The organism is Chengkuizengella sp. SCS-71B (assembly GCF_040100845.1).
GTDB lineage: Bacteria > Bacillota > Bacilli > Paenibacillales > KCTC-33759 > Chengkuizengella.
Genome location: NZ_JAZHSH010000003.1, coordinates 17388 through 36685 on the forward strand (window position 1 = coordinate 17388; position 19298 = coordinate 36685).

Annotated in this window: 15 protein-coding genes, 1 tRNA gene and 1 other RNA gene; 3 read left to right on the forward strand and 14 right to left on the reverse strand. The window is 35.3% G+C overall.

Features of this window, described 5'->3' with window-relative positions:
* Nucleotides 1-36 precede the first annotated feature (36 nt).
* Entirely contained in the window at nt 37-1143 is a 1107-nt protein-coding gene (locus VQL36_RS20970) for a stalk domain-containing protein (RefSeq protein WP_349251284.1), read from the reverse strand.
* 319 nt (nt 1144-1462) lie between these two features.
* Between VQL36_RS20970 and fabF the strand changes: the two genes are divergently transcribed.
* Nucleotides 1463-2695: a beta-ketoacyl-ACP synthase II gene (gene fabF, locus VQL36_RS20975; RefSeq protein ID WP_349251285.1), complete on the forward strand. Its 1233-nt coding sequence runs from the start codon at nt 1463-1465 to the stop codon at nt 2693-2695.
* A gap of 92 nt (nt 2696-2787) precedes the next feature.
* Here the strand turns inward: fabF and VQL36_RS20980 are convergent, their stop codons facing one another.
* The 13 genes from VQL36_RS20980 to VQL36_RS21040 form a co-directional block, all read right to left on the reverse strand.
* Nucleotides 2788-3999, reverse strand: a complete 1212-nt coding sequence (locus tag VQL36_RS20980) for a DHHW family protein (RefSeq protein WP_349251286.1) — start codon at nt 3997-3999, stop codon at nt 2788-2790.
* A gap of 12 nt (nt 4000-4011) precedes the next feature.
* A complete protein-coding gene (locus VQL36_RS20985; protein WP_349251287.1) occupies nt 4012-5334 on the reverse strand; it encodes an MBOAT family O-acyltransferase in 1323 nt (440 codons plus the stop codon).
* Between the two features lie 202 nt (nt 5335-5536).
* Nucleotides 5537-5903, reverse strand: a transfer-messenger RNA (tmRNA) gene (gene ssrA / locus VQL36_RS20990).
* Nucleotides 5904-6042: 139 nt separating this feature from the next.
* Nucleotides 6043-6522 (reverse strand): SsrA-binding protein SmpB, encoded by a 480-nt coding sequence (smpB, locus tag VQL36_RS20995; protein WP_349251288.1) that lies wholly within the window; start codon nt 6520-6522, stop codon nt 6043-6045.
* A gap of 86 nt (nt 6523-6608) precedes the next feature.
* Nucleotides 6609-8849, reverse strand: a complete 2241-nt coding sequence (rnr, locus tag VQL36_RS21000) for a ribonuclease R (protein WP_349251289.1) — start codon at nt 8847-8849, stop codon at nt 6609-6611.
* Between the two features lie 203 nt (nt 8850-9052).
* Nucleotides 9053-9292: a preprotein translocase subunit SecG gene (gene secG / locus VQL36_RS21005; RefSeq protein WP_349251290.1), complete on the reverse strand. Its 240-nt coding sequence runs from the start codon at nt 9290-9292 to the stop codon at nt 9053-9055.
* Nucleotides 9293-9360: 68 nt separating this feature from the next.
* Complete coding sequence (locus VQL36_RS21010) at nt 9361-10119, reverse strand: sugar phosphate isomerase/epimerase (RefSeq protein ID WP_349251291.1); 759 nt, start codon at nt 10117-10119, stop codon at nt 9361-9363.
* A gap of 938 nt (nt 10120-11057) precedes the next feature.
* Entirely contained in the window at nt 11058-12341 is a 1284-nt protein-coding gene (gene eno, locus VQL36_RS21015) for a phosphopyruvate hydratase (protein WP_349251292.1), read from the reverse strand.
* A 15-nt stretch (nt 12342-12356) separates the two neighbouring features.
* The gene (gene gpmI, locus VQL36_RS21020; RefSeq protein ID WP_349251293.1) at nt 12357-13895 is read right to left on the reverse strand and encodes a 2,3-bisphosphoglycerate-independent phosphoglycerate mutase; all 1539 of its coding nucleotides are present in this window, start codon (nt 13893-13895) and stop codon (nt 12357-12359) included.
* 1 nt (nt 13896) lies between these two features.
* Nucleotides 13897-14649: a triose-phosphate isomerase gene (gene tpiA, locus VQL36_RS21025; protein ID WP_349251294.1), complete on the reverse strand. Its 753-nt coding sequence runs from the start codon at nt 14647-14649 to the stop codon at nt 13897-13899.
* Between the two features lie 36 nt (nt 14650-14685).
* A complete protein-coding gene (locus tag VQL36_RS21030) occupies nt 14686-15867 on the reverse strand; it encodes a phosphoglycerate kinase (protein WP_349251295.1) in 1182 nt (393 codons plus the stop codon).
* Between the two features lie 148 nt (nt 15868-16015).
* Nucleotides 16016-17020, reverse strand: a complete 1005-nt coding sequence (gene gap, locus VQL36_RS21035; protein WP_349251296.1) for a type I glyceraldehyde-3-phosphate dehydrogenase — start codon at nt 17018-17020, stop codon at nt 16016-16018.
* A gap of 90 nt (nt 17021-17110) precedes the next feature.
* Entirely contained in the window at nt 17111-18133 is a 1023-nt protein-coding gene (locus tag VQL36_RS21040; protein WP_349251297.1) for a sugar-binding transcriptional regulator, read from the reverse strand.
* A 359-nt stretch (nt 18134-18492) separates the two neighbouring features.
* On the opposite strand from VQL36_RS21040, the gene VQL36_RS21045 reads away from it, so the two are divergent.
* Together VQL36_RS21045 and clpP are read left to right on the forward strand one after the other, a co-directional pair.
* Nucleotides 18493-18567: transfer RNA gene (locus tag VQL36_RS21045), tRNA-Arg, on the forward strand.
* Nucleotides 18568-18690: 123 nt separating this feature from the next.
* On the forward strand, nt 18691-19275 hold the full coding sequence (gene clpP, locus VQL36_RS21050; RefSeq protein WP_349251298.1) for an ATP-dependent Clp endopeptidase proteolytic subunit ClpP: 585 nt from the start codon (nt 18691-18693) through the stop codon (nt 19273-19275).
* Nucleotides 19276-19298: the final 23 nt, after the last annotated feature.

A 19298-nucleotide genomic window follows, 5' to 3' on the forward strand; every position in this document is an offset into this window, starting at 1 on the left:
GTTCATCCCACTACCCTCTTTACGTATTTTTAGGTGTTATTTCTCAATTTTTATTTCATTTTTTTCGTCTAATTTAATGGTTTCTCCCAATACTGTTTCAGCGAATGATATTGGTACATAAACTCGATTTTTGTAAGAGGCTGATGTCAATTCTAATACCACTGATTTCTCATCATCAATAAAAACTTTCCTATCTCCTTCCTTAATAGAGATTTGAGTCATACCTTTGAATAATATTACAGATCTCGTTTTTGGCTCCCACTTTACTTTGTAGTCAAAATATTTACCTAAATCTCTTAAAGAAACCATAGTTATCTGAGCCTCATCCACCGTTTTTGTATAATAGGAAACTTTATTTTTAGAATCATTGTTATTCTGATCGGATACAGTAGATAGTTTGCTTAAAGGTATTTTTATTACAGGTGTACCTACATAACCTGCTGCAATTTCATATTCATTAAATACTACATTTAGTTTTTCATTCTCAACATAATAACCTTGATCTTCTCTTATAGATTCAAAAGAATCCTTAAATAATTGTTCATTACTCTCAATTTCTTTTTGAATCAGTTGATTTAGCTTTTCTCTATCTGTTACGAAATGTTCCAATTCTACAATGTGTCCCTTTGCATCATCAATGATATTGATGGAATCAACTTCATTGATCCCATTGGCTGCTATATAGCCCATCGTGTAAGTTTTAAATACAATTGAAACCATGTTCCCAGAAATCTTTACCTCATAATTTATAAATAAACGATATGGACCTGTTGGTGAATCATGGGGACCTGATAAAGCATCATCACCTAACTCTTTTTGTTCATCATTAAACACTTTTGACTGTTTCTCTACTTCTGCTGTTTTTTGTTCTACAAATTGTTTTATTTGTTCGTTTACTTCTTTTTGAAATTTTCCATCCTTCAATCCTTTGACAACGGGTAATTCACCTTCAACTACTACAAATTCATTCTGGAAAGTATACTCCTTTGATTCAACGGTTGCTTCAGATGATTGTTGTAAATCAAAAAGAGCTAACTCCATTGCTATTGGCTGAGAGGAAATCGATGAATCTGCCAGAGAAAATTGAATTCCTCCAAACAGTAAAGTACCTGATAATGTTAATAAAATAGCTGTTTTTTTCATTTGTTTCGCTCCTGTTTTATATGATTTGTTTACATGACTTATCTTAACTTGTTCCTTTTTATAAAGGGTGACAAAGAGTTACAAAGTGGTTACATTCTCGTTGATTGGCAAACCTGAATAAAATCTAATGAATACAAAACAAATTAGTACCAAGTTCTAATACTAAGTGTTATAATACTACATATAGCATCTAATTAATTACTACATCCCAAAAACAACACGTAATTTAAATAAATCAGCAAGTTAAAGTAACGTAATTAGTATGAGCCTTTGAGAATTATATAAGAATTAATTATTTGAAATGAAAGTAGGAGAAAATATGAAACGTAGAGTTGTAGTTACAGGTACTGGCATCGTCTCACCACTAGGGAATAATATAGATACGTTCTGGGAAAACATTAAACAAGGAAAATCAGGAATTAACAAACTTAATCCTGAAGAGTTTAAAGGAATCGGTACCCAAATAGGTGGATTAGTTAAGGATTTCACTCCAGAAGAATATTTCGATCTAAAAGAACTACAAAAATATGATTTATTCATTCAATATGCTTATGCAGCAACAAAACAAGCTCTTGATCAAGCAAACCTTGATATGGAGCAAGTAAATAAACAACGAATCGGGGTCTACATGGGTTCTGGTATTGGAGGGATGGATACCTTATTAGATAATCACAATGCCATGTTAGAAAGAGGACCACGAAGAGTGTCTCCATTTATGATTCCAATGATGATCAGTAATATGGCTACTGGAATCATATCTATTAAAACAGGGTTTAGTGGACCTAGTTTTTCTCCCGTATCTGCTTGTGCAACTGGAAACCAAGCAATTGGAGAAGCTTTTCTAAACATCCAAAATGGGTATTCTGATGCAATTTTAACAGGAGGAGCCGAAGCTACGATTAATCCTCTAGCTTTTGCTGGTTTTTCAAGAATGAAGGCAATGTCTACTCAAAATGAAACGCCAACAACAGCGAGTCGCCCATTTGATGCAACACGTGATGGTTTTGTAATGTCCGAAGGGGCAGGGGCATTATTTCTTGAAGAATATGAACATGCAAAAAATCGAGGAGCCAAAATATTAGGTGAAATAGTAGGTTATGGAGCTACAACAGATGCTTATCACATTACCACACCTGATTATCAAGGTGCAGCTAACGCCATGAAAATCGCCATGGACATGGGAGAAATCCACCCAGAAGATGTGGATTATATTAATGCCCATGCTACAAGCACTCCTGAAGGAGATAAATCAGAGACAAAAGCGATCAAATCAGTCTTTAACGATCATGCATATAACTTAAAAGTAAGTGCTACGAAATCAATGACAGGACATATGTTTGGTGCAGCAGGAGGAATAGAGGCGATTATCACACTAAAAAGCATCTCTGAAAATTTTGCACCTGCTACAATAAACTATGAACATCCAGATTCTGAATGTGACCTTAATTGTGTTCCAAATGAAGGGATTCATACTCAAATCAATGTAGCGCTATCCAACGGATTCGGTTTTGGTGGGCATAACGCAGTCATAGCGATGAAAAAACATATTTAAATGTTTCGTATTTATAAAATTTCAGAATGAATGAAACCAGAATAGAATCTGTCCTATTCTGGTTTTTATTCATTATTGATCGTATAGACAATTTAATTTAAGTTTAACTTTTCTTCTAAAATACGAGTATAACCTGTATGAGAAGTAACAGAAGAGCTATTTAAAAACATGACTTCATCAATTTCATGTTTCGTTATATATTCATACACATCCCCAGAATAATGACGCAAATCAATAAAGTGTATCTGCTCATAGTGAGGAATCAGAAAAGGAATAAATGAATTCGCATAGGAATCTTTAATAATTAAAATTCGGTCTCCTTCTTGCTCTGTTTCAATATGAGCCGAAGGAAAATCTCCACCAAGAAACTTTCCATAACCTTCTTTATTCTCTTGGATCACTTCTCCCTGTGTTAATTTTCCATTTTTTAAAGCTTTAAATGTGTATTCCATAAAAGGCTCATAGATAAAAATCGTGTCAGGATCTGCTGCTAAATTTTTATTTAAAGTGGCATTATAAGTTGTACCTAAAAATTGCCCTGCTTTTTTCTCCGAATATTGCCCTAACGGAATTGCACTCTCTCCAATTTGCTCCATAAAGGAAGTATATGCATAATATGCACCTAGCGCTGTCCAGTGGTGATCCGTTCGAAAATAGGTGTACTCATTTTTATTTTCCTCCAACATTTTATAGGCAGGAATACTATGAATAGATTCATCAAGCAGGTCATTTACAAATTGAATCGATTCTGACTGTGGAGGAGCCATATCGGAATACTTTTCATCAAGAAAATATTCTATAGCAGTAGGCACAATCAAAGAATATATCTCGACTTCATTTCCGATTTTACCCCTAAATGTATTTAAAGCTCTTGAGTATTGTTCTGCAGCCTCTGGTGTATAGTAATACAACGACATTGCTTTATTACCAACGACTACATAATTGCCTTTCGACTCTACTATCGTTACTTCGTCTTCACCCGAAAAACCTTTCATTTCTAATAGAACACTACCACATGTTATAAAAAACTCGCGAAAAGGAAAGCTATCAGAATAATATAACTCAAAATCCTGAATATATTTCCCTGAAATTAAGTCATTCCAATTTAAGACAGGCATTTCAGCTAGAGTTCTGTTTTCTTTGGCTGAGATTAAAGAATCATTAGTATTAAAAAAGTTTAATAGAAAAAATATAATCAAAGTTCCGATAAATAAAATTACGTTTAAATTCATTCTTTTTTTCTTACTAGTATCCAAGGTCGCTTGTTCATTTATACTAACCTTCAAATTCACTCTTTCACTCATAAGTACTCCTTCCTAGAATCGAAAATATAAAAATGGATTGTACGTGCTCCCAACTAACAATGTTGTAGAAATGATGAGTATAAAAAAGTTGAATATAGGCACGGCGATGTCATTAGAAACTCTGGTTTGCAACTTCTCAGGAAGAACCCTGATCAATTTATTAAAAATCCATTTTGGTATTGGTGTTGTAGCGATGACAGCTGCGATAAAAAAGATCAAATTATTATTAAAATGGACATTTAAGATTACATCAACAAATGCGTTTGAATTTAACCCAAATAAACTTTTAATGAATAGCAACCCTTGTTTCATATCAGTAAAGTAGAAAAATACCCAACCTATTAACATGGCAACAGTCAAATAAAGATGAGAAAACCAAACTGGCAATCTATTAAATATAGAAAGTAAAAATTTCTTTTCTATGAAAATCAATGTTCCAAAATATAGACCCCAAATAATAAAATTCCAGCTAGCTCCATGCCATAAGCCCGTCAAAAACCAAACGATAAATAAATTTCTAATAGGGAATTTTTTATTTCCACCTAATGGGATATAAACATAATCTCTAAAGAATCCACCAAGAGACATATTCCATCTACGCCAAAATTCTGTTGCTGATTTTGAAACATACGGATAATTAAAGTTTTCAGGATATGTAAAACCAAACATTTTTCCAAGTCCAATAGCCATATCTGAATAACCCGAAAAGTCAAAATAAATTTGAATTGCAAATAAAGAAATTCCAAACCAAGCACCTAACACTGAAACCTCACTTACATTACCGTCTAAAAAAAGAGCAGCCGTTTCACCTGCTGTATTTGCAAGTATAACCTTTTTCCCCAAACCTATTACAAATCTATTAATTCCTTGACTAAAATTAGATAAAGAGAATGAACGATTTTGCATTTCATGTTGAATATCTGTATAACGTACAATTGGACCAGCGATTAATTGTGGGAACAATGATATGTATAAAAGTACGTTTACCTTTGAAGTTGAGGTCGGAACATCTCCTCTATAAACATCTACAAGATAAGAAATGACTTGAAATGTGAAAAATGAAATCCCAATTGGTAATCCAATCCCTGAATAAGGAAGGTCTGCATGTAATAAAAGATTAAAATTTTGGATTAAAAAGTCAATGTATTTAAAAAACACTAACACACTTAAATTGATAGTGATACCAATGGTTAAGATCCATTTCTTTCTTCTCACGTGATCTTTATTTTTATTGATCAAAATACCGAAGTAATAGCCAACTATAGCACAACTTAATAGTAAAATGACCCAAACTGGCTCACCCCATGCATAAAAAATAAATGAGGATATAATCAATACACAATTCCGATATAAAGGGGATTTAAATGCGTAATATGATAAAAGTAATAACGGTAAAAATAAATAAAGAAATGTTAAACTAGAAAAAACCAATCGGTTTCAACCCCTTCTTATGTCTGAACGAAAAATTACAAGCTATTACATTTTACAACAAAAATGGACATAAGAAAACCCAGACCTCATGCAGTCTGGGTTTCCATGGTGGAGGCGAGGGGAGTCGAACCCCTGTCCGAAAATATCGCCACATAAGCTTCTACGGGTGTAGTTACTTGAGAAAGTTTCGCTTAAACAGCCGCCAAGTAACCCGCTACTGTTTAAACTAGTCTGATTATCTTCTTCCGCTGACCTCAGACGGAGATCAAACGGCGTAGCCCACTAAAGTTGAGCCCTAAGCCTGCCACATGGGCGATGGAAGGTTAGAGCTAGCCCGCTGGTTATTAAGCAGCTAAAGCTAAGTTATTGTTTTGTTTGCCGTTTAAATAGGCTTTAGCGTTGATGAAGTGGACGCGTCCCCACTACCCGCTACTCATGCTCAAACTATCCCCGTCGAATCCATAAACGCCCCCAGGATAGAAAAAAGCTTCCATGAGAAGCTATTTCTTAAGGCAACACTCAAAGTGTTTGTTTGTTGCTGTACATATAGTATAACACATCAATTGTCTTTTATCTAAATTAATTGCTGGAAACGAAGGTCTAGAATGGGAACTATCTTGCCACTTTTTGTTTTTCTCGAAGTGCTCTTTGAATATCTCGCTGTGCATCTTTTTTCTTTGCTGTTTCCCTTTTATCAAATTGCTTTTTACCTTTACCTAAACCTAGCAATAACTTTGCAAAACCATTTTTTATATAAATTTTTAATGGAACTAATGCGTATCCCTGCTGTTTTGACGCACCACAAAGTGTATCAATTTGCTTTCTTTTGAGCAATAATTTCCGAGGACGAGTCGGATCATCTGGATTGTTGCGATTACCTTGTTCAAAAGGACTTACGTGCATGTTATGAATAAACGCTTCTCCATTACGGATTGTAGCAAAGCTATCTGATAAATTCGTTTTCCCCCCACGAATTGACTTGATTTCAGTCCCTGTTAAAACAAGACCTGCTTCAAATGTATCTTCAATAAAATAATCATGGGATGCTTTTTTATTTTGAGCTAAAGGTTTATCTGTGGTTTTTTTGCTCATTTTTTCACTCCTCCCGAGAGTGTAAAAACTACTCTATTAATGTAATTAGAAATTAATTCTATCAGTTACCTTCATTGAAATCAACATTATAATTTATGTCTTTTTTTCTCTTTTTTCCTTTTCTTAGCTTTGATATAGCTTTGATTTTTTTCTCCCTTTTTATCATCTAACAAGTTAACTTTACTTTTTCTTGGTTTCATGTCTACAAGTTCAAAATCAATCGTGTAATCCTCAATATTCACACGCGAAACTCTTACCTTAACTTCGTCCCCTATGCGGTATATCTTAGCCGTTCTTTCCCCTATAAGTGCAAGTTGCATCTCGTGATAATGGTAATAATCATCCGTTAAATCACTTAAACGAATCAGACCTTCAACAGAGTTATCTAACTCTACAAACATGCCAAAACTAGTGACGCTGCTTACAATCCCCTCAAATTCTTCTCCAACTTTGTCCAACATATATTCTGCTTTTTTAAGATCATCCGTTTCACGCTCAGCATCAACAGCTAATCTTTCACGTTCAGAGGATTGGACTGCAATATCCTGCATTCGACTTGATAAGTATTCATGCCTTTTTTCTGTTAAGGTTCCCTTTGTTAGTACTTCACGAATAACTCGATGAATGACTAGATCGGGATATCTACGAATCGGTGATGTAAAATGTGAATAAAAGTCTGCTGCTAATCCAAAATGACCTGTACTTTCAGCATCGTATTTTGCTTGTTTCATCGACCTTAACATATATGTGCTTATGACTGTCTCTTCTTTTGAACCTTTAATCTCTTCAATAATCGTCTGTAAAGATCTTGGATGAATCGAGTTGCTGCGTCCACGAATAACATAACCAAAGTTATTAATAAATGTCATTAAATTCATTAGTTTTTCTGCATCAGGATGTTCATGAATACGATATAAAAAGGGCACCTTCAACCAGTAAAAATGTTCTGCTACGGTTTCATTTGCAGCAAGCATAAATTCTTCGATGATTTGTTCAGCTATAGACCTTTCTCTTTTTACAATATCTACGGGTACACCACTGTCATCTACTAAAATTTTAGATTCTTGAAAATCAAAATCAATCGCACCACGTTTCATGCGTTTTTTTCTTAAAATCATAGCCAGCTCTTTCATTTGTTTAAAAGTGTCTACGAGATCACTATATTTATTAATTAATTCAGAATCTTCATCTTCTAAAATCTTTCTTACATCTGTATAAGTCATTCTCTCTGTTGTATTAATCACACTAGTAAAAATATCGTGACTAATCAACTTTCCACCTGCATCAAACTCCATTTCACAGGACATCGTTAATCGGTCGACTTGTGGATTCAAGCTACAAATACCATTCGATAATCGATGTGGCAGCATCGGAATAACGCGGTCAACTAAGTATACACTACAACCTCGGTTGAAGGCTTCTTGATCCAGTTTAGAATTTTCCTGCACATAATAACCTACATCAGCGATATGTACACCTAAACGGTAGTGACCATTTTCTAATCTTTCTACATTCACAGCATCATCCAAATCTTTTGCATCTGCACCATCAATCGTAACGATGGTTTTATCCCTTAAATCTCTTCTTCCTTGAGCTTGGATTTCTTCTTCTGTGATCGCATCAGGTGCCGCTTCAGCTTCGTCCATGACTTCCTCTGAAAACATTTCAGGTAAATTATATTTTCTAATAATAGATAATATATCGACACCAGGGTCATCTTTATGCCCAAGAATTTCAATAATTTTACCTTCAGCAGACGCTCTTCCTTCTGGATATTTAACAATTTCCGCAACCACTTTTTGTCCATCTACCGCACCTAAAAAACTCTCTTTTGGAACAAAAACATCTTTATTAATCCTTTTGTCGTCAGGAAGAATAAATCCAAACGCTCCATTTTTCTGAAATACTCCTACAACCTGAGTAACAGAACGTTCAATAATTCGAACAACTTCTCCTTCTAATTTTCCACCTGAAGGACCTCTGCTGTTGACTCTAACAAACACAACATCACCGTTCATTGCACTCATAAGATCATTTGCATGAATATAAACATCGGTTTGATCCTTATCATCAGGAATAAGAAAAGCAAAGCCTTTAGCATGTGCTTGTATTTTCCCTCTGATTAAATCCATTCTCTCTGGTACACCGTATCGATCTGTTCTTGTTCGTATAATCATACCATTCGTTTCTAACTCATTTAACAATTTCAAAAAACTTCGAAATTGTTCAGCACCCTCGATTTGAAAATGCTGTTCTAACTCTTTATAACTCATAGGCTTGTATGCATCTTCACGCATAAAACCAAGTAACTGTTCTTCCGTTACCATAAATTCACCTCTATAAATTCACTTTTGTATCATTTTATTAGTATTCTCGGGTAAAAACACAATTAAACATCTTTCACACAATATATCATATATTACCTTTTAAACATTTATTCTAAGATCAATTTTCTAATAAACTTAGTTAAAAAGCAAAAATAAAACAGCAGGATTGCCTCCTGCTGTTTAAATTCAATATGAATTAATGATCAAATTGGACCAAAAATATAAGAAACTAGTAAAGCTAAAACAATAAAACCAACAGCTAATACTAATGTTAAACGCTGTAGTAATAAATCTAACCCTCTAGCTTTTTGTTTACCGAATAATTGTTCAGCACCACCGCTGATCGCACCGGATAACCCTGCACTCTTCCCTTTTTGTAAAAGCACGACTGTAATTAATCCAATTGAAAAAATAATTAGTAAAACTGTTAAAAATGTTCCCATAATGTTCCTCCTAAAAGGTTGGCTTTCGCACAGAAATCAATGCACATATTATATCATACGAACAACCCTTAAGCAATACCAATGGATTTTAAATAATCAATGCTCATTTTAACGCTTTCAAGAGGAGGACGCTCGCAAACATCCTGCTCAACAACATAATACTTAATTCCAATTTGTTCAGCCATTTCAAATATTGAAGGGTAGTCGATAATCCCATGCCCTACTTCAGTAAATGTTTTTCGATCATCATTTGTCATGTCTTTTACATGAATAATTGGACAACGATTTTTCAGAGAAGATAAGTATTGAATAGGATCTAACCCTCCTTTTTTAACCCAAAATAGATCTAATTCAGCTACTAATAAATCTTCATCAATGGATTGAAAAATATGATCTAAATAGTACTTGCCATCCCACTTTTCAAATTCAAAATCATGATTATGATAGGCAAATTGAAGACCATTCTCTTTACACTTCAATGCAATTTTTTGAAGGCTGGATAGCGTATTTTTTAAGTTTTGCTTGCCCTGCAAATATGTTCCTGCATCTAAATATGGACAAACAATATATTTTGTGCCTATCTCTAAACTGTATTGTATTTGTTCTTCCAGCTGAGTAAGAAGTAATTCGATGGGCACATGACTGGACGGTGCGCTAAGTCCTAGATCATTTAATACCTTTTTCATTTCTTTGGCTTCAATACCACCATAACCGGCAAATTCAACTGCCTGATATCCCATATCCGCCACTGCTTTTAACGTACCTACAAAGTCCTTTTCCGTTTCTTCTCGAAGTGTATATAGCTGTAAAGCAACAGGAATTGACATCACTATCTACCTCCTAAGATAATATCATTATTGCGGTTCAACCTTGTTGTAACTGAATTATATCGATGATCAAACAACAATCATATTGCCATAATAGTTATACTTTTATGTTATTTTGGGATAGAACGAAGTGTATTCTAATGCTAATTCATCTGACAGGACGTTATAATCCAATTATCTCACTGGACAAGCATAAACAAATCTTATTTCCGATGAAGAAGAGGTTCTGATGAACGAGTTGTTAGTTCATAGATGAATTAATAGAAATAGCGGGAATTAATGGTCTTATCTAAATGAAAATTAGTTAATTAATCAAAATAGAGGGAATTAATGGTCTTAATTCGATGATTTTATCATATTAAAAATCTCAATTTTGTTAAGAATAAGACCACCAATTACCCTTAATTCTAAAAATAAGTTAAAAAAACAAAAATAAGTCCATATATTCCCTTTAATTTTAAATATAAGTGACTTCACATAATAAAAGCAGCAACTTTATGTAAAAAGAAAAAGTGATTTCGTTTAAGCTTTGCTTAAACATCGAGAAATCAGATGGAGACTCTACTCCACCTGATTTGAAGATCCCACCTATAGAGGTGGGCGTCTGTACGCAAAATATTTTTTGGATCAAAAAGACGCTTGCTTCAGCTTTCTTGTTTCTTACCTTCCTCTTAAATCATGATACAATTTTGCTCTACTCCTTATACTTTAATCATGATACAATTTTGCTCTTCTTCTTATACTTTAATCCTTATACTTTAATCCTTATACTTTAAATTAACTATTCATTTAGATGATTTTTTCAGAGTTTTTTATTTTCACCCTTTGAATGGAATAAGGAATTTTACGGAGGGTTGATTTGAATTAAAAACAAAACACCCCTCTTATGAGGTTGTAACAACCTTCAACAGAGGGGTTTAGGTAACTTTAAAAATATATTATCTTAAGTTATAAAATGCTTCTTTTCCACCATAAATAGAGATGCTAGCCAATTCGTCTTCAATGCGAAGCAATTGGTTGTATTTTGCAACACGATCCGTACGTGATGGAGCACCTGTTTTGATCTGACCCGCATTTGTTGCGACTGCGATGTCAGCAATAGTAGTATCTTCACTTTCACCAGAACGATGTGAAATAACAGCAGTGTATCCAGCGCGTTTAGCCATTTCAATAGCATCAAAAGTTTCAGTTAAAGTTCCAATCTGGTTCACTTTTACTAGAATAGAGTTTCCTATTCCTTTTTCAATCCCTGTTGAAAGGCGTTCTGTATTTGTTACAAACAAGTCATCCCCAACAAGCTGTACTTTATTTCCAATTTTTTCAGTAAGTAACTTCCATCCGTCCCAATCATCTTCAGCTAGACCATCTTCAATTGAGATAATAGGGTACTTTTCAACTAAACCAGCTAAATAATCTACAAATTCTTCTGAAGTGAAGGATTTACCTTCTCCAGATAATTCATATTTACCATCTCTATAAAATTCGGTAGAAGCAATATCCATTCCTAACATTACGTCTTCACCAGGTTTATATCCTGCAGCTTCTATTGCTGAAATGATCGTTGTGATTGCTTCTTCATTAGATCCAAGGTTTGGAGCAAAACCGCCTTCATCTCCTACAGCAGTATTTAAACCTTTATCTTTTAGTACTTTTTTCAGTGCATGGAAAATCTCCGCACCTGTACGTAATGCTTCTTTAAAGCTAGGAGCACCCACTGGAAGAACCATAAATTCTTGAATATCTACATTGTTATCTGCGTGCTCTCCACCATTAACGATGTTCATCATTGGAACTGGTAAAGTTTTGGCATTGAAACCACCTAAGTATGCATATAAAGGAATATCTAACGCTTGAGCACATGCACGAGCTACTGCTATAGAGACTGCAAGAATAGCATTTGCTCCAAGTTTTGCTTTGTTTGGTGTACCATCCAGTGCGATCATTTTTTGATCAATACCTACTTGATCTAAAGCATCCCATCCAATTAATTCTGGTGCGATAAGTTCATTTACGTTATCTACTGCTTTGATAACCCCTTTACCTAAATAACGGCTTTTATCCCCATCACGAAGCTCAACTGCTTCATAAGCACCTGTGGACGCACCTGAAGGTACGATCGCTGTTCCAAGCGCTCCTGATTCTAAATACACTTCTACTTCTACTGTTGGGTTTCCACGTGAATCTAGTACTTCACGGGCGTAAAGATCAGAAATTATAGTCATTTCAATAACCACTCCTTATTTTTTTATAATTGATGTACCTGTCATTTCTACTGGTTGTTCTAATTGTAATAGTTCTAGTAGGGTTGGTGCAATATCTGCTAATATTCCACCTTCTCTTAATGATACACTTTTATCTGTCACGATCAATGGTACTGGGTTGGTAGTATGAGCTGTATGAGGTCTTCCATTGTCATCAATAAGAACATCCGCGTTACCATGATCTGCTGTAATGAGCGCTGCTCCCCCTTTTGCAAGGATCGCTTCAACAACTTTGCCTAAACATTCATCCGTAGCTTCAACAGCTTTAATTGTAGGCTCTAATTTCCCCGAATGTCCAACCATATCTGGATTCGCAAAATTTAATATAATGGCATCAAATTGATCAGATTCTATTTCTTTCACCACGGCATCAGCTAACTCGTATGCACTCATTTCAGGTTGTAAATCATAGGTTGCTACCTTTGGTGAGTTAATTAACAAGCGCGTCTCACCAGGAAGTTCAACATCGCGGCCCCCACTAAAGAAAAATGTAACGTGAGGATATTTTTCAGTCTCAGCTGCTCTAAGTTGTTTCTTATTATTTTGAGCTAATACTTCTCCTAAAGTATTATCCAAATCTTTCGGTTTATACGCTACATAACCCCCAACGGTCTCACTAAACAATGTTAGACTTACGTAATAAATACTTTCTGGGAAATGCGCTCCCCGATCAAATCCACGAAAATCTTTGTTTGTAAAGACTTGAGATAACTGTATTGCTCGATCTGGTCTAAAGTTTAAAAAGATAACGGCATCATTTGTTTCAACGAGTCCACGTGGATTATTTTCACGATCAACTATTACCGTTGGCAGTACAAACTCATCGTATACGGATTGTTTGTAGGATTCTGCAATCGCTTTGATAGGATCATGATACTTGGGGCCTTCACCATATACCATGGCACAATATGACTTTTCTACCCTGTCCCAGCGTTTATCACGATCCATTGCATAATAACGCCCTTGAACCGTTGCAATTCTCCCTACACCAATCTCACTTATTTTTTTAAGCAGTTCTTGCATATAGTCTATCGCACTATCTGGTGCTACATCCCGACCATCTAAAAAGGCATGTATATATACATCCTCTAAACCTTCTTTTTTTGCCATCTGCAACATTGCATATAGATGATTTTGATGAGAATGTACCCCACCATCTGAGAGTAGGGCATACAAATGCAATTTTCGATTATTGTCTTTTGCATGACGAACCGCTTTTAACAATGTTTCATTTTCAAAAAATTCGCCTGATTTAATGGATTTTGTAATACGTGTGAGATCCTGATAGACAATTCTACCTGCCCCAATATTTAAATGTCCAACTTCAGAATTTCCCATCTGACCTTCAGGAAGCCCAACCGCCTCACCAGCAGCTGTAAGTGTAGTATTTGGATATGATGATAAATAACGATCATAATTCGGCTTGTTTGCTTGAGCTACTGCGTTACCTACAGTTTCATTTCTTAGTCCAAATCCATCCAAAATAATTAATGCAACAGGTTTAGGTGCAGACATACTACTTTGCCCCCTCAACTAATTGAGTGAAGGAAGCAGGGTCTAAACTTGCTCCACCTACAAGTGCTCCATCAATACTTAATTGATTCATATAATCACGAATGTTATTTGGCTTTACACTTCCACCATATTGAATTCGTACATAATTAGCAGTTTCAACATCAAACAGAGCTATAAGTTGTTCTCTAATATAAGTAATCACTTCGTTTGCATCTTCTGCTGTTGAGGATTTGCCCGTTCCAATTGCCCAAATCGGTTCGTAAGCAATTACTGCTTGAGCTGCTTGCTCTTTGGAAAGCCCTTTGAAAGCTTGGTTTACTTGAAACTTACAAACCTCTTTCGTTTGACCTGCTTCTCTATCCTCTAATTTTTCGCCAACACATACAATCGGTGTTAGATTATATTTAATTGAGGCATGTACTTTTTTGTTCACTGTTTCATCAGTTTCTGCAAAATATGCTCTTCTTTCAGAGTGGCCAATGATCACATAATTCACACCTAAATCTTGTAACATGGCACCACTGATTTCACCTGTATAGGCTCCGCTTTCTTCCCAATGTAAGTTTTGTGCACCTACTTTAATTTTCGTACCTTTCACAGCTTCAACTAATGCTGGAAGGTTTGTAAAAGGAGCACAAATGACACTTTCTACTCCTTCAATCTCTGCACTTCCTTTTACTTCGTTGATAAAGGCTTCTGCTTCACTTACAGTTTTAAACATTTTCCAGTTTCCAGCAATAATAGGCTCTCTCATTGTGATCACTTCCTTATAATAATTTCCTTGTATTTCTCACTTGTCGTTCAAAGCAACAACGCCTGGCAGGGCTTTTCCTTCCATAAATTCAAGAGAAGCACCTCCACCTGTTGAAATATGATTCATTTTATCTGCAAAGTCAAACTTTTCTACTGCTGCTGCTGAATCTCCTCCACCAATGACAGTATAACCAGATGTTTCCGCACACGCTTGTGCTACTGCTTTCGTACCGTGGGAGAAAGGTTGGATTTCAAACACGCCCATAGGTCCATTCCATACGACTAATTTAGAATTTAAAATTATTTCTTTATATTTTTCTCGTGTTTTTGGTCCAATGTCTATACCTTCCCAATTGGTTGGCATTTCATCTATATTCACGATTTGCGTATTCGCACTTGCACTGAAATCATCCGTCACAACAACATCTATTGGAAGATGAAAATTAACCCCTTTCTCTTTCGCCTTCTGAATAAAATCTAAAGCTAAATCTAACTTCTCATTATCCACTAATGATTTTCCAATCTCATTTCCTTGGGCTTTAATAAACGTATAAGCAAGTCCACCACCGATGATAATGTCATCTGCAATATCAATTAACTTATTAATAACGTCAATTTTATCTTTTACTTTTGCTCCACCTACAATCGCAGTGAAAGGCCGATCTGGATTATTTAATGCTTTTCCTAAAACTTCAAGCTCTTTTTCCATTAAAAAACCTGCAACTGCTGGGATGTGCTTAGCAATTCCTTCTGTTGAAGCATGGGCTCTATGAGCTGCACCAAAAGCATCATTCACATAAACATCTGCTAAATCCGCAAAAGCTTTTGCCAATTCAGGGTCATTTTTTTCTTCGCCAGCATAAAAACGTGTATTTTCTAATACAACAATATCCCCGTTATTTAATTGATCAATTTCTGCTTGAACCGCAGGTCCGAAAGCTTCATTTAATTTTTTTACTGGTTTTCCAATAAGCTGAGATAATCTTTCTGCTGCTGGTGTCAGCCTCATTTCCTCAACTACATTACCTTTAGGACGTCCTAAATGACTTGCAAGTATCACTTTTGCACCTTGCTCCACCAAGTGTTGAATAGTTGGCAATGTAGCACGAATACGTGTATCATCTGTGATCCTTCCATCCTTCAAAGGCACATTAAAATCTACACGCACAAAGACTTTTTTCCCATTTACATCTACATCTCGAATACTTTGTTTATTCATAAAAAGTAAGCCTCCTTATGGTTTTACAGGAACTGAATAACAATTGTTTAAACATTGATGTGAATATTAGATCTTTTTCTTAGAAAATTAGAATTAGGAAAGAGGAGAAAATTTTTCTCCTCCTCCTATCTTATCTATTTAAATAATATTATAATCCTTTACTTGCAACATAGCTACAAAGATCAACTACTCGACAAGAATAACCCCATTCATTATCATACCAAGAAACTACTTTTACCATGTTGTCTCCAACTACCATTGTAGAAAGTGCATCAATTGTAGAAGAAGCAGGATCACCATTGTAATCGCTAGAAACAAGAGGTTCTTCAGAATAGTTTAGAATCCCCTTTAATGGACCTTCAGAAGCTGTTTTTAGTGCATTATTTACTTCTTCCACTGTCACATTTTTCTCTAATTCAACTACTAAGTCAGTTACAGAAACATTAGGAGTTGGCACACGCATGGCCATACCATTCAATTTCCCTTTTAATTCTGGCAATACAAGTGAAACTGCCTTTGCTGCACCCGTTGTAGAAGGAATAATGTTTTCAGCAGCTGCGCGTGCACGACGAGCGTCTTTGTGTGGTAAGTCTAATGTATTTTGATCATTTGTGTAAGAATGAACCGTTGTCATCATCCCTTTTACAATACCAAAATTATCGCTAAGCACTTTAGCAAATGGTGCTAAACAGTTTGTTGTACAAGATGCGTTGGAAATCACTGTGTGATTTGCTGCATCGTATTCATCTTCGTTAACACCCAACACAACTGTTACATCTTCGTTTTTAGCAGGCGCAGAGATAATTACTTTCTTCGCTCCGCCTTTTAAATGTGCTTCTGCTTTAGACTTTTCAGTGAAGATACCAGTAGATTCAACAACAATTTCTACCCCGTAATCTCCCCAAGGAAGGTTACCTGGATCACGTTCAGCAAAAACTTTAATTTCTTTTCCGTTTACCATTAGTGAAGCTTCACCAACTTCAACTGTAGCATCTAATTTTCCATGAGTTGTATCATATTTTAAAAGATGCGCTAACATTTTCACATCTGTTAAATCATTAATTGCAACAATATCAACCTCTGGATTACTCAATGCTGCACGAAATACGTTACGTCCAATACGTCCAAAACCATTAATCCCAACTTTAACCATAATAAATTTCCTCCCTAAAGTTATAAATATATTATATTCAAGACGGGCATTTTGCTCATCTTGATGACTCACTCATTAAATTGATAAATTTCACATGATTTCTACCATTTTTGTCGCGGCACCTTCATCGATGACTAATACATCCTCGTGGCCAAATTTTAAAACAGATAATATTGCTTCTGCCTTACTACTGCCTCCAGCTACACCAATGACAAATTCAGTCCGGACTATATCTTCAATTCTCAATCCAATTGTAGGAATTTGATGTACGACTTCTCCTCTATGATTAAAATAATATCCAAATGCTTCTGCAGTTGCTCTCTGTGATTCAAGGATTTGCCTAGTGGTATGATCCACCTTTCGTCTGTCAGCCATAACCATAGCTTCACCTATTCCATGAACAACCATGCGAGACTTTCTAATAACATCAATAATTTCTTTAATATTCGGTTCTTGAATCAAGGATTGATAAGCATCTTCACTTAAGTGGTCTGGTACATGAAGCAATCGATATCCAGCTCCTGTCCTCTTAGCCATACTTGATGCGATTGTATTCGCTTGAAGCTCAAGCATTTCCCCTAAACCACCTCTAGCAGGTACAAATAAATTTCCTTTTAAATGAGTAGATGCCGATAATTGATTAGCAATTTCTGATGTGGTTGAACCACCAGCAACTGCAATGATATCTTCTTTTGCAGCATATTTTAACAACATGGCTGCACCAGCACGACCTAGTTCTTTTTTGGAATAGTCAGAGAAGTCAGAATCTCCAGGTACGATGACCACTTGTTTTAATCCATAACGATTCTGGATTTGTTCTTCAAGATCTGTTAATCCTAATAATTCCTTCATGATGGGGCGAAGTTGTTCTATAAGTTCTTTTCCAGAATCACTTATTCTCATACCTATCGTTTCAATCTCTAGAAGTCCCTGTTCTTTTAAAAAATTAACTTCTGCTCTTAGCACTCTTTCTGTCATATTCAACGATGAAGCTAATGTTCTTCGACCCACTACACCTGAAAGCAATATATGATGCAAAATAGTATATCGCTTATTCAAAACTTCTGTTAAATCAGGCAATAACTGTTTTTGTATATCTAGTATTTTCCGCAAACGTGTTCACTCCAAATCAATTCATCCTGTATTAACATTCCGTAAAATCTCATCTTCTATTACGAATGGTTATAAAATTGAGAATTCGTGATTGTAAAAGCCTAGTAGGTTTAACTAAACCTAACGTTGTAGTGAGATGTTTCACTTCATTGGACTTAATAAGTCCCACATAATCATTTTAAGTCCCACTATGCCAAAAAAATAAACAGCTATTTAAACAGCTTTCGTAATAATTATAACTCTTTAGCAAAAGAATGTAAATCCTCTAAACACTAATAAATATACCGATTTCATAAATTGAATGTATTGATTTTATATTATGTATGACATATAATATCAAGTACTGTGTACTTTTATTTGCGCTCGTGGTCCAATGGATATGACGCAGGTCTCCGGAACCTGAGATCGAGGTTCAATTCCTCGCGAGCGCGCCATAAATGTGAAACATTTTTTTTGATCATTGTTTGACCTTTCTTGACCTTTGGTGTGCTTTTGCGTTATGATGTATACTACATGATATTTTAAAATTTATTTCATTAAATTGGGGAGGTATTTTTATGAATTACGTACCTATGGTTGTAGAACAATCTAATCGTGGAGAACGCGCTTATGATATTTATTCAAGACTTCTTAAAGACCGCATTATTTTTCTCGGAAGTCCAGTAAATGACGTTGTTTCTAATTCCATCATTGCACAAATGTTATTTCTAGCATCTGATGATCCAGACAAAGATATTAGTTTATATATTAATAGTCCAGGTGGTTCAATTACTGCAGGAATGGCTATATTTGATACAATGCAGTTTATTAAACCAGACGTTTCTACGATCTGTGTTGGTATGGCAGCATCTATGGGAGCCTTCCTACTAGCTGCTGGTGAGAAAGGTAAACGTTATGCTCTACCTAACAGTGAAGTTATGATTCATCAACCTCTAGGAGGCGCTGAAGGTCAAGCGAGTGATATTGAAATTAGAGCGAAGAGAATCGTGAATATGAAAGACAAATTAAATCGTATTTTAGCTGATCGTTCAGGTCAAACCTTAAAGAAAATTCAAAAGGATACTGATCGTGACTACTTTATGAGTGCGAATGAAGCTAAGGAATATGGTCTAATTGATGAAGTAATCGAAAAAGTAAAATAAATATTAAGAAGCTACTAACAGAA

Coding starts and splice junctions, on each gene's coding strand:
- gap (WP_349251296.1), bottom strand. CDS start 17,020: ATGGTTAAAGTTGGGATTAATGGTTTTGGACGTATTGGACGTAACGTA.
- clpP (WP_349251298.1), top strand. CDS start 18,691: ATGAATTACGTACCTATGGTTGTAGAACAATCTAATCGTGGAGAACGC.
- VQL36_RS21030 (WP_349251295.1), bottom strand. CDS start 15,867: ATGAATAAACAAAGTATTCGAGATGTAGATGTAAATGGGAAAAAAGTC.
- VQL36_RS21010 (WP_349251291.1), bottom strand. CDS start 10,119: ATGTCAATTCCTGTTGCTTTACAGCTATATACACTTCGAGAAGAAACG.
- rnr (WP_349251289.1), bottom strand. CDS start 8,849: ATGGTAACGGAAGAACAGTTACTTGGTTTTATGCGTGAAGATGCATAC.
- eno (WP_349251292.1), bottom strand. CDS start 12,341: ATGACTATAATTTCTGATCTTTACGCCCGTGAAGTACTAGATTCACGT.
- VQL36_RS20980 (WP_349251286.1), bottom strand. CDS start 3,999: ATGAGTGAAAGAGTGAATTTGAAGGTTAGTATAAATGAACAAGCGACC.
- tpiA (WP_349251294.1), bottom strand. CDS start 14,649: ATGAGAGAGCCTATTATTGCTGGAAACTGGAAAATGTTTAAAACTGTA.
- fabF (WP_349251285.1), top strand. CDS start 1,463: ATGAAACGTAGAGTTGTAGTTACAGGTACTGGCATCGTCTCACCACTA.
- gpmI (WP_349251293.1), bottom strand. CDS start 13,895: ATGTCTGCACCTAAACCTGTTGCATTAATTATTTTGGATGGATTTGGA.
- secG (WP_349251290.1), bottom strand. CDS start 9,292: ATGGGAACATTTTTAACAGTTTTACTAATTATTTTTTCAATTGGATTA.
- VQL36_RS20970 (WP_349251284.1), bottom strand. CDS start 1,143: ATGAAAAAAACAGCTATTTTATTAACATTATCAGGTACTTTACTGTTT.
- smpB (WP_349251288.1), bottom strand. CDS start 6,522: ATGAGCAAAAAAACCACAGATAAACCTTTAGCTCAAAATAAAAAAGCA.